The organism is Gordonia asplenii (genome assembly GCF_012933505.1).
Classification (GTDB): domain Bacteria; phylum Actinomycetota; class Actinomycetes; order Mycobacteriales; family Mycobacteriaceae; genus Gordonia; species Gordonia asplenii.
This window is the reverse complement of the sequence record NZ_JABBNB010000036.1, coordinates 1-16,606: the sequence shown is the minus strand read 5'-3', so window position 1 is coordinate 16,606 and position 16,606 is coordinate 1. Positions and strand designations below refer to the sequence as shown.

The window sequence follows — 16,606 nt, the reverse complement described above, 5'->3', positions numbered from 1 at the left end:
GCCAGGCCGCGCGCGATCAGTCCTGCATCCGCCTGCTGATGTCGCTGGCCGCGGCCATGACGCTGGCCGCGGTCTGTTCGAGATCCGTCCCGGTGTAGTGGTACTGGAGTCCGGACACCGAAATGGCGCACAGTGGCGCGTCGTGCCGGTCGCGAACGATCGTGCCCAGCGATGCGACGCCCTTGGTGATCGACTCCATGTTCAGCGCCCAGCCGCGGCGGCGGATTTCCTGCAAGCTGTCCCGGACGTCGTCGGGACTCCGCTCCCCCTGGCGGGTGCTCCAATCCTTGTTGTCGGCTAGGTATCGCTCGACCTCGGTGTCGCTCATCGCGCTCATGAGAGCCTGCGGCGCCGCTCCGACGTGCATCGGCAGCCACTGTCCGGTCGTCCAGGACACGACGTCGACCTCGGGGCCGGGCAGTCGGAGCAGGCAGCGGGCCCCCCAATTCTCGCGAACGGCCAGCAACGCCGTCTGCCGGGTCTTGTCACGCAGTGTCATCAGGGTCGGTTCGGCGATCTTCACGATCGCCATGCTCGCGCGCACGGCGGAGCCGTACTGCAGCAGCTTCATGCCGAGGTGATACTTGCCGGTCGATTCGTCGCGGGACAGCATCCCGGCGTATTCGAGTGAGGTGAGCAGCCGAAACGCGGTGCTGCGGTTGGTGTCGATGGCGTCGGCGACCTCCGTCGGAGTCAGGCCGTCACCCGCTGCGAGCAGCGCGTCCATGGCGTTCACCGCCTTCTGAATGACCGCGATACGCGACCCCGCCGAACGGTCGTTGGAGTCCGCCGAATCCTGCACCATTTTCTCGCCTCTGCCCCTCGCTGAGTCGGTCGACACCCTTGCGGGAAAGTGTGATCCATACTACGGTAATCGTATTACGAACACACATCTCGTAATACGAGACAGATTGGAGATGCGCGATGCCGCAGATCGCAGTCCAACTTCGCCACGGACGCGACCCCCAGAGCGTCCGGACGCTCATCAGCGCGGTCACGACAGCCGTCGTCGAGAGCCTGAGCGTCCCCGCGGAGACCGTTCGCGTGATCGTCACGGAGATCCCCACGACGCACTGGGCCAATGGCGACGTGACACTGGCGGAGAAGGCGCAGCGCGCCGGGGGCCAGGCGTGAACGCGGTCGTCGACGAACTCGACGCGGCGCGCTCCGAGGTTCGGCCGATCGATCAATTCGCCGGACGGGTGCAGATGTCCCTCGACGACGCCTACGCGGCGCTACTCGGCGGAATCGATCGTCGGCGCGGTCGTGGCGAGCGTGTCGTCGGCTTGAAGCTGGGCTTCACGAGCGCCGAGAAGGCCGCACAGATGGGCGTCTCCGACGTCATCCTCGGAGTGCTCACCGATCAGATGCGGATCGCCGACGGCGGCCTGCTCGACCACGACTCGCTCATCCACCCCCGCGTCGAACCGGAGGTCGCGTTTCGCCTGAGCCCCGACGTTCCCGCAGCGGTGCTGGGCGCCGCCGATCAGCGTCTTCTGCCATATGTCACACACGTGGCCGCCGCGCTCGAGGTGATCGACAGTCGATACCGGAACTTCTCATTCAGCCTGGAAGACGTCGTGGCGGACAACACGTCCGGAAGCCACTTCGCGGTCGGCGAATGGCACGAATTCGCCGGCGCGTCGACGACCCTCGACGTGTCGGATCTGGCCGTCGAACTGCGGATCGACGACGCGGTGGCCGCCTCGGGTTCAACCGGCGCGATTCTCGGCGACCCCGTCGAATCGCTGGTCGCCGCCAAACGCCTCGCGAGTCGGCACGGCCATCCCGTGGAACCGGGCTTCGTGATTCTCGCCGGATCCGCAACGGCCGCGGTCGCGCTGCCGCCCGACGCAACCGTCCGGGTCGACGTCGCGGGACTCGGCGCCGTCACGATCCGGACCTCGGAGCATTAGATGACGACCGAGACCACGCTCTGGCCACCGGCCTTCTTCGAACTCGGGTCCGGCGAACACGCACCCGCCGACCGGGTCGCGGGGCATCGGTCCTGGTACGTCCGGTGCCAGAACTTCGTGACCGTCGTGACTCGCGCCGCCGCGGGCGAGATCCTGCGGGAGGAGCCGGCATCGGACGAACATCTGGTTCTGGTGCTCGACGGCGCCGAGGTCGACGTGACCGCGCGCGACCAGCAGGCATCGGCCAGCGGTCCGGCACTCGTCGTGGTTCCCGCGGGACCCGCGCAGGTGCGGATGCGACGGTCGGGCGATCTGATTCGGATCTTCACCTCACGAAGCCCGGTCGCGTCGAAGGCCGCCAACGCGCACACCTACGCGACGACGAATCCGCAGGTCACCCCGCTTCCCCCGGCGTCGGGAGAGTTCGGCACGACGCTGCGGGTCGTTCCGCTCGCCGACGTGCCCGAGGTTCCCGGCAGACATGGCCGGATCTTTCGAACCGACTCGCTGATGGTGAATTGGCCCGCGCCGATCGACGGGCCGCGCGACACCGACACGCTGACCCCGCATGCTCACGACGACTTCGAACAGGCCGTCATCACCGTGGAGGGCGACTTCGTCCATCACATCCGGCGCCCGTGGACGGCGCGGATGCGCGATTGGCGACCCGACGAGCACGTCCAGATCACCAGCCCGTCGGTCACGATCATTCCGCCGGGCAACGTGCACACCTCGCGCTGGGTCGGACGCGGCGGGCACCAGCTGATCGACGTGTTCGCACCTGCGCGGGCGGACTTCATCGAGCAGGGGTGGGTACTCAACCAGAAGGACTACGAATGACCAGCAAGACCTTCGGCGCACTGCGCGGCGTCGGCGCCCGGCCCGCTGAACTGCCGGTACTCGACGGGGTGCTCTACGGTGAGCCTCTCCTGCCCGCGGTGCCCGCGTACGAACTGTCCGCGGCATTGCGCAACGTGAAGCAGCCCTATGTGGGTGTCACCACGGACGGCACCCCGATAAACGGACTCTACGAGCTCGCCGACTCGGGTTCGGAGCACCATGCCGGAGCGGTGAGCGCCGCGCGGTCGCTGCTCGCGGCCTTGAGCGCCAACGAGCGGATGTGCACGCAGCTCCCGATCGAGTCGGACGACTGGCGGCTGTGGACGAACGCCTTCATGATGTGGAACGCCAAAGGCATTCGCCTCGAACGGATCTCCGACGCGAAACGAGCCCTGGTTCTCGACCTCATGCGCGAGAGCCTCAGCGCGGAGGGCTACGAGTCCGCGCGCGACTGCATGCGACTTAACGGTGCGCTCGGTGACCTGATCGGCCTGTACGAGGACACGCTGACCGAGTTCGCCTACAACTTCCTCATCTTCGGCGAACCGAACGGGTCGGACCCGTGGGGATGGCAGCTGGCCGGTCACCACGTCGACATCAACTGCGTGTTCGTCGGCTCGCAACTCGTTCTCGCGCCGGTGTTCTTGGGCGCCGAACCGAATTTCGCCCTGGACGGACCTTTCGCCGGAACCCGGGCACTCGATCTGGAAACCGACAAGGCCCTCGAATTTCGGCGCGCGCTGTCGGCTGAGCAGGAAGAGGCATTCCTGCTCAGCCGGACGATCCATTCGCACGATCTTCCCGCCGAACTCGCCGGCCCGTTCAACGGCCGCCACGTCGGCGGTGCCGGCCGCGACAACCAGGTGCAGCCCTACGAAGGGATCAGAGCAGCCGAATTGAGCGCGCCTCAGCAGCAGCTTCTCTTCGATCTCGTCGACGTCTATCTCGACCGGATGCCGATGGTGCACGCCAAGGCGAAACGACGCCACGTCTACGACCATCTCGAGGAGACCCGCTTCTGCTGGCGCGGTGGTCACGACGACGTCGCCGCCTTCTACTACCGCATCCACTCGCCGGTCCTGTGGGTCGAATACGACAACCACCCCGGCATCTTCCTCGACAACGAGGAGCCGGAACGATTCCACATCCACACCATCGTTCGGGAGCCGAACGGCAACGACTACGGCAAAAGCCTTCTGGCGCAACACTATGCGCGCCATCACCAGCCCCACCATCATCACCACTCATCGAAAGGAACACCACGATGACCGCAGTGGTTCCGCCCGCCCCGACCGCCGAGGTGCTCAGCCCATTCGAGACCGGACCCGACACCCCGGCCGGCAAATACCTGCGCAGTTTTTGGCAGCCGGTGAAACTCTCCGAGGAACTGCCCGTGGGCAGGGTGCAGCCACTGCGCGTGATGAGTGAGGACTTCACCATCTACCGCGGGGTGAGCGGCACGGTTGTGCTCACGCAAGCCGGTTGCCCCCATCGGCAGACCATGCTCGCCATCGGCAATGTGGAAGGGGACTCGATCCGCTGTTCCTTCCACGGCTGGAAATTCGGCGCCGACGGCCGGTGCCAAGATGCTCCCGGCCAGGGCCCGCGTCTGGTGGAGCGCATGAAGATCCGCACCTACCCGACTCGCGAGGAGTACGGGGTGGTCTTCGCCTACTTCGGGGACGGCGAGCCGCCCGCCTTCTTCGACATCGACGGCTTCTCCAAGGAGCACGGCAAGGACATGATGTCGGCGCCGATCCGCGGGACCGCCACCTATCGACGCCACTGCAACTACTACATCAACGTCGAGAACGCCCTCGATCTCGCGCACGTGGCCTTCACCCACAAGCTGTCGTCGGATCCGAGTATCACCGAGGTCGGCTTCGACCCCGGAGTGGTCCGAATCCGCGATATCACGGTCGAGCGACTGGAGTTCGGTGTCCGCTGTGTCGAGATCGAACATGACGCCGAGCCCACGAGCACCATCGTGATGCTGCCCAATGCGATGCACCTGGTCGTGGCGCAGCGCGACGGGTTCCTGGAACAAGTGGGTTGGCGTGTACCGATCGACGACGAGCGGCACTTCAGCATCCAGATCACCGCGCTGCACACCGATGCCGAGGGGGCGGAGCGGTTCCGCGCGTATCAGGCCCGCCACCAGGCACTTCTCGCGAAATACCCGCCCACCGAGGACTGCGCCGAGGAGATCCTGCGCGGCGAGAAGACGCTCTACGACTTCGCCGACCACCCCGACCTGGTCAACATCGAAGACCACGTCGTGCAGATGGGCATGCAGTTCATCAACGACCCCGGCAAGGAGAACCTCGCCCAGTCCGACAAGGCGGTGCTGCAATTGCGCCGCATGTTCATGAGCCGCCTCGCGGACTTCATGGCGGGCGCCCCGACCGCGGACACCGGCTGGTGAGCGGGCGATGACCACCGTGCTGGACAGCCACCACGCCGACGTCGCCATCCACGGCGGCTCGCTGGAACTCGTGGTGACAAGAGTCAGTTTGGAAGCCGACGACGTCATCTCGGTGACCCTCGCCGACGCGGCCGGGCGGAAACTGCCCGATTGGCGGCCGGGCGCCCACCTGGAGTTGGTGCTGCCCAGCGGGCTGCTGCGTCAGTACTCACTGTGCGGCGACTCGCGGGACACGTTCTCCTACACCGTCGCGGTCCTGCGGGAGGCCGGCGGCCGGGGCGGGTCACGCGAACTTCACGACACCGGTCTGGTCGGCAAACGACTACGGGTGAACGGTCCCCGCAACCATTTCGAACTGGTGCCCAGCCGACGACATGTCTTCATCGCCGGCGGCATCGGTGTCACGCCGATCCTGGCGATGGTCCGGTCACTGGCCGACGACGCCTCGTGGAGCCTGCACTACGGCGGGCGCACCGCGTCGAGCATGGCGTTCGTCACCGAATTGTCGGCCATCGGCGGTCCGCGTGTCTCGCTCGTTCCGCAGGACGAACGGGGCCTGCTCGACGTCGACGCGATCCTCGCCGACGCCGACGAGTCCACGGCCGTCTACTGCTGCGGACCCGCGCCGCTGTTGGCAGCGGTCACCGACGCGCATGCCCGCCTGGCTCCGGATGCGTCCCTGCACATCGAACGCTTCGCGGCGTCGTCGCCCGGATCGGGCACACCGGCCGCCGCCGGTGACGATAAACCTGTCGAAGTTCTGTTGCGCCGCAGCGGATTGACGCTCAACGTCGCACCCGATCGATCGATCCTCGACGCCATCCGCGACGTCGTCCCCGGAATGCCCTACTCGTGCACCGAGGGCTACTGCGGGAGCTGCGAGGTCGCGGTGCTGGAGGGCACACCGGATCACCGCGACGAGATCTTGACTCCGCAGGAGCGGGAACGGGGAACGACGATGTTCCCTTGCGTCAGTCGTGCCCTGTCCGAGCAACTCGTGCTCGACATCTGAGGAGATGTGATGAATGAACAGGCGACGGCCGAATTGACTCGGGCGTATCACGCGTTGGCGGCCGTGGGCCAGACCGACATGGTGTGGGGACACGTGTCGCTGCGCGATCCGCACGGCCGCGGCATCTGGATGAAGGCGGCCGGCTGGGGATTCGACGAGGTGACCCCCGAACGCGTGGTGCTGGTGTCGCCGTCAGGCGAAGTGCTTGCGGGACAGGGCAATCGGCATATCGAATATCCGATCCACACCGAGCTCATGGCCGCCCGGCCCGACGTGCGGGCAGTCGTTCACTCGCACGCACCCGCGGCGTCGACGTTCGCGTCGCTCGACATCCCGCTGCGGGCGCTCTCGCACGACGCGGTGCCCTTCCTGACCCCGGACATCCCGCGATACACCTACACCGGCAACCTGGTCCGCGACCAGGACACCGGAAACCGGCTGGCACAGACGGTCGGCGACGGGGCCGGAGCGTTGATGCCCGCGCACGGCTTCGTCGTCGTCGGAGAGTCGCTGGCCGTCGCGGTGATGCGCGCAGTCCTGTTGGAGCGCGCGTGCCGCAATCATCTGGACGCGCTCGCCGCCGGTGGGCCGGTGCGCTGGTCCGACGACGCGGAGCTCGTCGCGAAGCGTGAATTGGTGTGGGCCACAACCCAATACGAAGCCGGCTACCAGTATCTGCTGCGCCAGGCGCAAGGAGTCGTCCAATGACCCAGAACATCCACCTCACATTTCTCGGGCACTCCTGTGTGCTCATCGACGTCGGCGGTGCTCGACTGTTGCTCGATCCGGGCAACCTCACCCCGCCACTGGACGGCATCGGCGCGGTCGATGCCGTGTTGGTCACGCACGGCCATCCCGATCACCTCGACGCCGAGCAGGTCAGACGAGTAACGGGGGCCGGCAAGCTGCCGCTCTACGGCCCACCCGACATCGCCGGGCAGGTCGAGGATCTCGACGTGGCGTTCGTCGGGGTCCGAACGGGATCGTTCGAGGTCGCCGGCGTGCCGATCGTCGCGACCGTTAGCGTCCACGAGACCCTGTACCCGGGCTTCCCGTTGCCGGCGAACGTCGGCTACGAGATCGGCGGCCGGATATTCGCTCCCGGGGACGCACTGACCGTGCCGTCGCAACCGATCGAGGTGCTGCTGGCGCCGCTGGCCGGACCGTGGATGAAGCTCTCGGAGGGCATCGACTTCATCCGCGCCGTCGCGCCCGACGTCGTGGTGCCGGTCCACGACGCCGGACTCGCACCGGCGCATCGAGGACTGCATCGAGCACTCTTCACCGACTTCGGCCCGACGGACAGCACGTTCACGCCGCTGGACCCCGGCCAATCCATCACCCTGTGACAACCATCCTCATCTGACAACCACCCGACCGACAGCCCAAGGAGTCACCCAATGTCCGTACAACTCGAAACCGACGAACTGAAATCCAGCCTGCGCGGCCTACTCGGATCCGCCGATCCCAGCGAGGCCACCATGGCCATCATCGAGCAGGGCGTCGTCGGCGAGGAGCGAATGCTGATCGACGGCGAACTCGTCGGGTCGTCGTCGGGCGCCATGTTCGCCAACGTCGATCCGACCACCGAGCAGGTGCTCGGGATGGTCGCCGACGCCACCGCCGACGACATCGACCGCGCCGTCACGGCGGCCCGCCGCGCCTTCGACACGACCGACTGGTCCACCAACCACGAGTTCCGCGCCCACTGCCTGATGCAGTTCTACGACGCGATGATGCGCAACGCTGAATTGCTCCGCGCCACAACGGTTTACGAGGCGGGCATCGCGGTCCGTACCACGAATTCCATTCACTCCTATGCCGCTATCAGTTCGATCCCGTATTGGGCGCAGATGGCGACGAGCTACGAGTACGAGCGGCAACTGCCCGACCGGCCGTGGGCCTACGGCGACCGGCATCGCATCCGGTATGAGGCGGTCGGCGTCGTCGCGGCCATCACCCCGTGGAACTTCCCGCTGGCGACCGCGATGACGAAGGTCGCTCCCGCGCTCGCGGCCGGAGCCACCGTCGTACTGAAGCCCGCACCCCAAACTCCTTGGCACGCAACTCTAATGGCGAAACTGATCGCCGAGGAGACCGACTTCCCGGCTGGCGTGATCAACATCGTCACGCCCTCCGACAACGATGTGGCCGAACTGCTCGCCCGCGATCCTCGCGTGGACATCGTGCATTTCACCGGCTCCACCGCCGTCGGTAAGAAGCTGATGTCGATCGCGTCGGACCGGATCGCGCGTGTCGCACTGGAACTGGGCGGCAAGTCCGCCAACATCATCCTGCCCGACGTCCCGATCGAGCATGTTGTGCCGCTGGCCGCCGGAATGCTATCGGTCAACGCCGGTCAGGGCTGTGTCCTGCCGTCGCGCATGCTGGTCCACGAGAGTCGCTACGACGAGGCCACCGAACTGATCAAATTCGCCTACGAAGCCATGCCGTTCGGCGATCCTCGTGACCCCGACGTCGTCCAGGGGCCGCAGATCACCGAGACTCAGCGCTCCCGGATTCTAGGCCTGATCGACGCCGGTGTCGCGCAGGGCGCGCGGGTCGTCACCGGCGGAGGCAAGCCGGCCGAATTCGACCACGGCTTCTTCGTCGAACCCACCCTCCTCACCCACGTCGACGAGAACTCGACGGTGGCGCAGCGCGAGATCTTCGGGCCGGTGCTGTCACTGCTGCCGTACAAGGACGTCGACGACGCCGTGCGGATCGCCAACAATTCCACCTATGGCCTGGCCGGATACGTGTGGAGCCCGGACGAGGAGGCGGCGCTCGGCGTCGCCCGGCGCATCCGCTCGGGCATGATCGCGGTGAACGGCTCGTTCTTCTACGGACCCGATCTCCCCTGGGGCGGCTACAAGGAGAGCGGCCTGGGCCGCGAATCCGGTGCCGAGGGCTTCGCGGAGTTCCTCGAAGTCAAGACCATCGCCGTCGGCCGTGCCTTCGAGCAGTGAGCGCAGGAACAACATCATGACTTACGACATCGTGATCGTCGGCGGCGGCTCGGCCGGATGCGTGCTGGCGAATCGTCTCAGTGAAGACCCCAAGCGCTCGGTCCTGCTGGTGGAGGCCGGACCCGACTATCGATCCCTGCAGGAGACTCCGGGAGATCTCGCCTACGCGGCCTTCGGGCCGACGTCGCACAACTGGAATCTCGCCGCGGCGCCCGACGAGTTCGGGACCAGCGCCTTCGTGCCGCGGGGGAAGGTGATCGGCGGATCCTCGTCGATCAACTACTGTTTCGCGCTGCGCGGGCGGCCCGCCGACCACGACGCGTGGGTCGACGCGGGCAACGAAGGCTGGGGCTTCGCCGACGTCCTGCCGTTCTACCGCGCGATGGAGTCGTATCCGCATGGAGCCGACGAGTGGCACGGCCGCAGCGGCCCGTACCGGATGTCGCGCGCCGACGACGTCGACGTGAGTGGCATCGCGACCGCATTCGTCGACGCGGCGACCGCGCTCGGCCACAAATACGTCGACGACGCCAATGCCCCCACCGATGTCCGCGGCGTGTCCGCGTCGCCGTTCAGCGCGGTCGACAACGTCCGGCAGAGCACCGCACTGACCTATCTCGACCCGGTGCGCGATCGCGCCAACCTGGAGGTACGCGGCGACACTCTGGTCGACCGGGTTGAATTCGCGGGCACCAGGGCGGTCGGGGTCCGCCTAGCCACCGGCGAGATCATCTCGGCCTCCGAGGTGATCCTGACGGCGGGCGCCTACGCGACGCCCGCCATCCTGATGCGTTCCGGTGTGGGGCCGGCCGAGCACTTGGACTCGCTCGGCATCACCCGCGTTCTGGATGCGCCCGGCGTCGGCGCGGGTCTACGCGAACACCCGGCGGTCTACGGACGCTGGGCCGCTCATCCACCGACCACCGGCATGGGCGCGGCGATCGAAGTGTGCCTGAACGCGCATTCGGGCGATCCCGACGAGCCCGACTACGACCTGCAGATCTATCCGTCGGCGCCGATACCGGCCGATGCACTGCCCACCGTGTGGGGTCCGCCGCCCGCCGACCACCCCACCGGCTGGGACGTGATGGTGCTCGCCGCGTGCGTACAGCCGGTCTCGCGGGGATCGGTGACTCTCGCCTCCACCGATCCGGCCGACCCACCGGTGATCGAGCTCGGATTCTATTCCGATGCCCGCGACGCCGAACTGGTCGCCGCGGCGGTGCGAATCGGACGGCAGGTGGCGCAGACCAGCCCACTGCGGGAGATGCTCGTCGAAGAACTCCTGCCCGGCGCGCGAATCGCCGACGACGACCTCGCCGATGAGGTGCGGCGAATCTCCGGCGTGTTCCACCACGCATCCGGCACCGCCCGGATGGGGCCGGCCACCGATCCCGCCGCGGTCGTCGATTCCGAGTGTTCCGTCCATGGTTTGGAAGGGCTGTCGATCGTGGATGCGTCGATCTTCCCGCACATCCCGCGGGTACCGACCAACCCGTCGGTGATCGTCGTCGCCGAACGCGCCGCGCAGAAGCTGACGGCGCGGTTCGAGACCGCTCCGGACTGACGGGCGGTGTGGTGAACAACTACGGTGGCACATCGACGATCCCCTTCGCGCGCGTCGAGCATCGGGATGCGGCCGCGCTGCGCCTTCGGCTGGGCGTCACCGTCGGCGTGGTCGGCGTCCTGCACATCGTCGGGTTCGGTCTCGCGTTCGGCGCCGGGTGCAGCGGTGTGTCCGGCGGTCTGACGTCTGCGATGGTCGCAACCGCGTACCTGGCCGGCCTCAAGCATCAAGCCGACGCCGACCACATCAGCGCGATCGACAATGCCACCCGCAAGTTCGTCGCGGACGGTCGTCGTCCGGTGAGCGTGGGCCTGGCGTTCAGCCTGGGGCACTCGACGATTGTCGCGGTCGCTGCGTTGCTCGTGGTGCTCGGTGTGCGCGGTGTGGATCGAGCGGTCGCGGGCGGCAATTCCGTCGCCGACGTTCTGGGACTGGCCGGGTCGACGATCGCCGGGACATTTCTCGTGCTGATCGGTGTGGTGAATGCGGTCGTACTCTGGAGCGTCGTGCGCGGACGGGCAGTCGGCGCACAGACGTTTCTGGGCCGACTGATGGCGCGTCCGCTGAGCCGTATCTCGCACCCGCGGCATATGTATGTCGTCGGGGCGCTGTTCGGAATCGGATTCGATACCGCGAGTCTCATCGGGCTACTGATCTTCGCCGGGTCCAGCGCTGCCGCCGGCGTCGCGACGATGAGTCTGCTGTCGCTGCCCATCTGTTTCGCGGCCGGAATGACGCTGGGAGACACCGTGAATGGAATCGCGATGATGCGGTTGTATTCGTCGGCGAGTTCCGGGTCGCGGCGCCGTCGTAACTTCAACGTGCTGATCACGACGATGTCGGTGGTGTCCGCGCTCGGCATCGGAGGCACGATCTTGACATCGGTGTTCCGGGATGAATTCGCGCTACAGGATCCGATTACCGGATTCATTTCTTCGCTGAATCTGGAATACGTCGGATTCGCGATGATCGGCGTATTCGGCAGCATGTGGATCGTGACGGAATTGGTCGCGCGGCGGGGTCGGGTGATCTAGGGCGATTGACTTCCGGCCCCTCCGCTGGTTGAGCCTGGTTTCACCGGTCGGGGCACTGCATCTGCTGGTTGAGCCGCGAGGAGCGCTAGCGACGAGCGTGTCGAAACCTCTGTACCACAATGCATTTGATGGTAGCGCACTTGTCGAACTGTGATGGTATCGAACTTCGAGGCGTGTGCACCCGTAGAGTGCACACGCGTCACTTGCCGGGTGTCATCGCCGATATTGGCGCGGACCGTCGAAAGTCGTTGTGGCTGAGAGGTTTCGACACGGACTCGGCTAGCGCTACTTCGACTCGGCTAGCGCCTCGCTCAGCGCGGCGCTCGGACCGGCTCAATCAGTTGACGGGCCCCCGTCGGTGAATCCAGAATCAATCATCCAGCGTCACCGCTGAATCCGGGACGCTCGAACCTCACTATTCGTCAGATCAACCGAATGGATGATGCGTAGGTGGGCAATTGTGCGTCTGATTGAGCGCACGCAGAAAAAGATCAGCCCGTCAAACCTACGCAACTGTGGAGGAACTGTGATGCGACATCTGATGATAGTGATCCTGCTGGCCGGCGGCTTGGCCCTGCTGCCGAGCACGCCGGCCGCAGCGGCACCGTGCGGCAACTTACCGTGCGCAATCCGAAACCCATTTCACTACGCGGTGATCACGGTGTACACCCGGCAGAAGGGGGCCGTCCCGGTCGTCTCGATCTACGACCAGAACAAGCGTCGGCCCAATACCTTCGTCGGGCCTCTCGTGGCGACGGCCACGTTCCAAAGCACCCACAATGACCGGATCTACTACTTCGGCTACCGCTACCGGTTCGACGGCCCGAATCTCATCGCCGGTCACTCGTATCTCGTTTCGGTCGCCCGCAACAACAAGGGGATCGTCGCGTACGTGCCGTTCGGGACCGATGGCCGCAGGCCGTGGTACTGGACGATCACCCAAGAACCCGCTGGTCCGCCGCCGGTAATTCACTGAACCCGCACCGGTGGCGGTCCGACTCCGCGACGCCCTGCCACCCGACAAGGGCGTCGCGAACGGAGGTTTGCGCGTCTTAGCTGAGCCGCTCGACCACCATGGCCATGCCCTGGCCGCCGCCGACGCACATGGTTTCCAGACCGAACTGCTTGTCGTGGGTGGTGAGGTTGTTGAGCAGGGTGGCGGTGATTCGAGCGCCGGTCATGCCGAACGGGTGGCCCAGGGCGATGGCGCCGCCGGAGACGTTCAGTTTGTCTTCGTCGATCTTCAGTTCGCGGGCCGAGCCGATGACCTGAACCGCGAACGCCTCGTTGATCTCGACGAGGTCGATGTCGGAGATGCCGAGTCCGGCGATGGCGAGTGCACGCTTGGACGCCTCGATCGGGCCGAGTCCCATGATCTCCGGGGAGAGGCCGGACACGCCGGTCGACACGATCCGGGCCAGGGGAGTGAGGCCGAGTTCCTTCGCCTTGACGTCGGACATGATCACCAGCGCGGCGGCGCCGTCGTTCAGCGGGCAGGCGTTGCCCGCGGTCACGGTGCCGTCGGGCCGGAACACGGGCTTGAGTGAGCTGACGGCCTCGTAGGTGGTACCGGCGCGCGGGCCGTCGTCGGTGGACACGACACTGCCGTCGGGCAGCGTGACCGGAGTGATCTCGCGAGCGAAGAAGCCGGCCTTGATGGCCTCTTCGGCACGGTTCTGCGAGCGCACCGCCCACCGATCCTGCTCCTCGCGGGTGATTCCGGTGACCTGCGCGACGTTCTCCGCGGTCTGGCCCATCGCGATGTAGGTGTCAGGGATCTGGCCGTTCTCGCGCGGGTCGATCCACCGCTGTCCGCCCAGCGCGAGCTCGGCGGTGTGTGCCTCGGCGTCGGCGTAGAGCGGGTTGTGCGTGTCGGGCAGCGAATCCGAGTTGCCCTTGACGAATCGCGACACCGTTTCGACGCCGGCGGAGACGAAGACGTCGCCCTCGCCGGCCTTGATCGCGTGCAGCGCCATGCGGGTGGTCTGCAGCGACGACGAACAGTATCGGGTGATGGTGGTGCCCGGGATGAAGTCGTAGCCGAGCTGTACGGCGACGTTGCGCCCCAGGTTGAAGCCCTGCTCGCCGCCGGGCAGACCGCAACCGAGGATCAGGTCGTTGATGTCGGTCGGGTCGAGTGCGGGCACCTTGTCGAGTGCGGCGCGGACCATCTGCGCGGTGAGGTCGTCCGGGCGCATGCCGACGAGCGATCCCTTCATGGCGCGGCCGATTGGCGAGCGGGCGATGGAAACAATGACGGCCTCGGGCATGCGAGCCTCCTAGAAGTATGCGGGCGCATAGTTTCTATGCGCTCGTATATAGTGACGACGGTTGCCGAGACGTGTCAACCCCCACAATCGAGAGGCGGTGCGGCGATGGATTCACCCCTATCAGCACTGGTCAGCGAGCTGGGAACGTCCAAAGCGGCGGCCCGCATCCGCGCTGCGGCCGTTGAGATGTTCGCCACACAGGGCTACTCGTCGACGACGACCCGACAGATCGCCGCCAGCCTCGACCTCAGTCCGGGTGCGGTGTATCCGCACTACAAGACCAAGGAATCGCTGCTGTACGCGACCAGTCTCGAAGGTCACCACGCGGTCCTCACGGCACTGTTCGACGCCGACGACGAGAGTGCTCCGGCGTCGCAGCGCCTCGCCGCGACGGTCACCGCCTTCGTGACCTGGCACGCCGATCACAGCGCCGCGGCGCGCGTCGCGCAGTACGAGCTGCGCTCACTCTCGCCCGAGCACTACGAGATCATCGCCGACGTCCGGCGCGCGACGTCGAGAGTCTTCCACCGCATCATCGACGCCGGGACGGCGGCGGGCGAGTTCCATCCGGTCGACGTCGGAGCCGCGGTCCTGGCGATCACCTCCCTCGGCGTCGACGTCAGCCGATGGTTCCCGTCCCATGCCTACTCCGACGCCGACGCGCTTGCCGCGATCTACGTGGAGCTGGTCCGAGGGATGGTCCGGGCTTCGCCCGTGGACGACTGAGCGTCGTTCATCCGCTGGTTGAGCCGAGCCGGAGCGTTGGGTGGTGCCCGTTCTTCCGCTGGTTGAGCCTGGGTTCACCGATCGGGGCACTGCATCTGCTGGTTGAGCCGCGAGGAGCGCTAGCGACGAGCGTGTCGAAACCTCTGTACCACAATGCATTTGATGGTAGCGCACGTGTCGAGCTGTGATGGAATCGAACATCGAGGCGTGTGCACCCGCAGGGTGCACACGCGTCACTTGCCGGGTGACATCGCGATATTGGCGCGTACCGTCGAAAGTCGTTGTGGCTGAGAGGTTTCGACACGGACTCGGCTAGCGCTACTTCGACTCGGCTAGCTGTAAGACTCGCTCAGCACAGCGCTCGTCCGGCTCAGCCAGCGGGGCGGGTGCCATCGGTGGAACCAGGTTGAGCCGGGCCGGAGCGTTGGGTGGTGCCCGTCTATCCGCTGGTTGAGCCGGGCCGGAGCGTTAGCGTAGGCCCGTGTCGAAACCACGCGAGCACAACCCCACCACCACAACCGAACACGTTGGGACAGTGGGGAATTCGGCTCGCCGGGTTTCGACACGAGCGCGGCTCGCTAGCGCTCGTCGAGCTCGGCTCAACCGGCGGGGGAAGCTCGCTTCTCCTGATGGCCACATGTGCATCTTCTCCTTTGGCTGTCCCCAGTGACCAGACGATTCTCGCCAGCTCGACTACGTCCGAGACACCGCCGGACGCGGCAGAATCGGAGGGAGATTCCCGCCGTACGCGCGGTTCGACAGATGTCGGTCAGTGCGTCAGAAATCGGCCACGAACGGCGGTGTCCTCGGCGGCGCCGTCCCGGCAACGTAATGGATGTCACACTCACCGATCAGAGAGGAGTTGCGATGACCGCCACGCAACTTTCCCGACCACCCTTCGATCCGGAGCTCGGCGCCGTGCTATCCGTGCTGGCCGAACAGATTCCGACGTTGACCACCGAGACGCTTCCCGTGTTGCGTGAGATCGGCGGCCCCGCCGACCTGACCGACGACCTGCTCGCAGAGCACGGGTTGGTCGCGATCGAGGCCACGATTGCCGGCTATCAGGGCGCCGACATGGCGGTCACGGTGGTCAAACGCGCCGACCATGTCGGGACGGGACCGGGCATCTACCACATCCATGGTGGCGGGATGGTCATCGGACACCGCAAGATGGGGCCGGTCGGGCTCATCCCGTGGATCGTCGAGCAAGACGCCGTGCTGGTCACCGCGGAGTACCGGCTCGCTCCAGAATTCCCCGACCCGTACCCTGTCGAGGATTGTTACGCCGGACTCGTCTGGATGGCCGAGAACGCAGCCGACCTCGGAGTCGACGCGACCCGGCTGATCATCGCCGGTGCGAGTGCCGGTGGCGGACTGTCCGCCGGAACCGCGCTGCTCGCTCGTGACCGTCGGGGCCCGGCGCTGATCGGCCAGGTACTGATGTGTCCGATGCTCGACGACCGTGATCAGACGCTGTCGACCCACCAATACCCCGACGTCGGGATCTGGACACGGCCGAGCAATCAATACGGGTGGGGTGCGCTGCTCGGTGATCGTTATGGGACCGACGACGTGTCGATCTACGCCGCACCCGCTCGTGCGACGGACCTCTCCGGACTGCCGCCGACCTATATCGACTGCGGTTCGGCCGAAGTGTTCCGCGACGAGGACATCGCCTACGCGGCATTGTTGTGGCAGTCGGGCGTGCAGGCCGAGTTGCATGTCTGGACGGGTGGTTTCCACGGCTTCGACTCGCTCGCGCCGCACACGGCGTTGGCGCAGGCGGCGACGCGGACCCGTGACGAATGGGTTGCCCGGCTTCTCAATTCCTGAACCGGCGCTAG

The 16,606-nt window shown here is 66.4% G+C and carries 16 protein-coding genes; 14 read left to right on the top strand and 2 right to left on the bottom strand.

The features are described 5' to 3' along the window. Positions 1–16: 16 nt before the first annotated feature. Positions 17–805 carry an IclR family transcriptional regulator gene (locus HH308_RS24965; RefSeq protein WP_170196981.1) on the bottom strand — a complete coding sequence of 263 codons (789 nt, stop codon included), beginning with the start codon at positions 803–805 and terminating at the stop codon, positions 17–19. A gap of 119 nt (positions 806–924) precedes the next feature. On the opposite strand from HH308_RS24965, the gene HH308_RS24960 reads away from it, so the two are divergent. The 12 genes from HH308_RS24960 (at position 925) to HH308_RS24905 (ending at position 12,739) form a co-directional block, all read left to right on the top strand. Further along, a complete protein-coding gene (locus HH308_RS24960) occupies positions 925–1,134 on the top strand; it encodes a tautomerase family protein (RefSeq protein ID WP_170196980.1) in 210 nt (69 codons plus the stop codon). After that, a complete protein-coding gene (locus HH308_RS24955; RefSeq protein WP_170196979.1) occupies positions 1,131–1,916 on the top strand; it encodes a 2-keto-4-pentenoate hydratase in 786 nt (261 codons plus the stop codon). Before HH308_RS24960 ends, HH308_RS24955 begins: the two co-directional genes overlap by 4 nt. Then, on the top strand, positions 1,917–2,756 hold the full coding sequence (locus HH308_RS24950; RefSeq protein ID WP_170196978.1) for a cupin domain-containing protein: 840 nt from the start codon (positions 1,917–1,919) through the stop codon (positions 2,754–2,756). Further along, complete coding sequence (locus HH308_RS24945; RefSeq protein WP_170196977.1) at positions 2,753–4,024, top strand: DUF3500 domain-containing protein; 1,272 nt, start codon at positions 2,753–2,755, stop codon at positions 4,022–4,024. Before HH308_RS24950 ends, HH308_RS24945 begins: the two co-directional genes overlap by 4 nt. Further along, on the top strand, positions 4,021–5,181 hold the full coding sequence (locus HH308_RS24940; protein ID WP_170196976.1) for a Rieske 2Fe-2S domain-containing protein: 1,161 nt from the start codon (positions 4,021–4,023) through the stop codon (positions 5,179–5,181). Before HH308_RS24945 ends, HH308_RS24940 begins: the two co-directional genes overlap by 4 nt. A 7-nt stretch (positions 5,182–5,188) precedes the next feature. After that, positions 5,189–6,193: a PDR/VanB family oxidoreductase gene (locus tag HH308_RS24935; RefSeq protein ID WP_170196975.1), complete on the top strand. Its 1,005-nt coding sequence runs from the start codon at positions 5,189–5,191 to the stop codon at positions 6,191–6,193. 9 nt (positions 6,194–6,202) lie between these two features. Next, positions 6,203–6,901, top strand: a complete 699-nt coding sequence (locus HH308_RS24930; protein ID WP_170196974.1) for a class II aldolase/adducin family protein — start codon at positions 6,203–6,205, stop codon at positions 6,899–6,901. Continuing rightward, positions 6,898–7,542, top strand: a complete 645-nt coding sequence (locus tag HH308_RS24925; protein WP_170196973.1) for an MBL fold metallo-hydrolase — start codon at positions 6,898–6,900, stop codon at positions 7,540–7,542. The genes HH308_RS24930 and HH308_RS24925 overlap by 4 nt, the downstream gene beginning before the upstream one ends. 51 nt (positions 7,543–7,593) lie before the next feature. Continuing rightward, positions 7,594–9,162: an aldehyde dehydrogenase family protein gene (locus HH308_RS24920; protein ID WP_170196972.1), complete on the top strand. Its 1,569-nt coding sequence runs from the start codon at positions 7,594–7,596 to the stop codon at positions 9,160–9,162. Between the two features lie 16 nt (positions 9,163–9,178). After that, positions 9,179–10,729 (top strand): GMC family oxidoreductase, encoded by a 1,551-nt coding sequence (locus HH308_RS24915; RefSeq protein WP_170196971.1) that lies wholly within the window; start codon positions 9,179–9,181, stop codon positions 10,727–10,729. A gap of 11 nt (positions 10,730–10,740) precedes the next feature. Next, positions 10,741–11,763, top strand: a complete 1,023-nt coding sequence (locus HH308_RS24910) for a HoxN/HupN/NixA family nickel/cobalt transporter (protein WP_170196970.1) — start codon at positions 10,741–10,743, stop codon at positions 11,761–11,763. Positions 11,764–12,292: 529 nt separating this feature from the next. Further along, positions 12,293–12,739, top strand: a complete 447-nt coding sequence (locus HH308_RS24905) for a hypothetical protein (RefSeq protein WP_170196969.1) — start codon at positions 12,293–12,295, stop codon at positions 12,737–12,739. Between the two features lie 76 nt (positions 12,740–12,815). Here HH308_RS24905 and HH308_RS24900 read toward each other — a convergent pair whose 3' ends face one another. Then, positions 12,816–14,033, bottom strand: a complete 1,218-nt coding sequence (locus HH308_RS24900) for an acetyl-CoA C-acetyltransferase (RefSeq protein WP_170196968.1) — start codon at positions 14,031–14,033, stop codon at positions 12,816–12,818. Positions 14,034–14,138: 105 nt separating this feature from the next. On the opposite strand from HH308_RS24900, the gene HH308_RS24895 reads away from it, so the two are divergent. After that, positions 14,139–14,759, top strand: coding sequence for a TetR/AcrR family transcriptional regulator (locus tag HH308_RS24895; protein ID WP_170196967.1), 621 nt, complete (start codon positions 14,139–14,141; stop codon positions 14,757–14,759). A gap of 867 nt (positions 14,760–15,626) precedes the next feature. Further along, positions 15,627–16,595, top strand: a complete 969-nt coding sequence (locus tag HH308_RS24890; RefSeq protein WP_170196966.1) for an alpha/beta hydrolase — start codon at positions 15,627–15,629, stop codon at positions 16,593–16,595. Positions 16,596–16,606 lie beyond the last annotated feature (11 nt).

Coding starts and splice junctions, on each gene's coding strand:
- HH308_RS24965 (WP_170196981.1), bottom strand. CDS start 805: ATGGTGCAGGATTCGGCGGACTCCAACGACCGTTCGGCGGGGTCGCGT.
- HH308_RS24960 (WP_170196980.1), top strand. CDS start 925: ATGCCGCAGATCGCAGTCCAACTTCGCCACGGACGCGACCCCCAGAGC.
- HH308_RS24950 (WP_170196978.1), top strand. CDS start 1,917: ATGACGACCGAGACCACGCTCTGGCCACCGGCCTTCTTCGAACTCGGG.
- HH308_RS24945 (WP_170196977.1), top strand. CDS start 2,753: ATGACCAGCAAGACCTTCGGCGCACTGCGCGGCGTCGGCGCCCGGCCC.
- HH308_RS24940 (WP_170196976.1), top strand. CDS start 4,021: ATGACCGCAGTGGTTCCGCCCGCCCCGACCGCCGAGGTGCTCAGCCCA.
- HH308_RS24935 (WP_170196975.1), top strand. CDS start 5,189: ATGACCACCGTGCTGGACAGCCACCACGCCGACGTCGCCATCCACGGC.
- HH308_RS24930 (WP_170196974.1), top strand. CDS start 6,203: ATGAATGAACAGGCGACGGCCGAATTGACTCGGGCGTATCACGCGTTG.
- HH308_RS24925 (WP_170196973.1), top strand. CDS start 6,898: ATGACCCAGAACATCCACCTCACATTTCTCGGGCACTCCTGTGTGCTC.
- HH308_RS24920 (WP_170196972.1), top strand. CDS start 7,594: ATGTCCGTACAACTCGAAACCGACGAACTGAAATCCAGCCTGCGCGGC.
- HH308_RS24915 (WP_170196971.1), top strand. CDS start 9,179: ATGACTTACGACATCGTGATCGTCGGCGGCGGCTCGGCCGGATGCGTG.
- HH308_RS24905 (WP_170196969.1), top strand. CDS start 12,293: ATGCGACATCTGATGATAGTGATCCTGCTGGCCGGCGGCTTGGCCCTG.
- HH308_RS24900 (WP_170196968.1), bottom strand. CDS start 14,033: ATGCCCGAGGCCGTCATTGTTTCCATCGCCCGCTCGCCAATCGGCCGC.
- HH308_RS24895 (WP_170196967.1), top strand. CDS start 14,139: ATGGATTCACCCCTATCAGCACTGGTCAGCGAGCTGGGAACGTCCAAA.
- HH308_RS24890 (WP_170196966.1), top strand. CDS start 15,627: ATGACCGCCACGCAACTTTCCCGACCACCCTTCGATCCGGAGCTCGGC.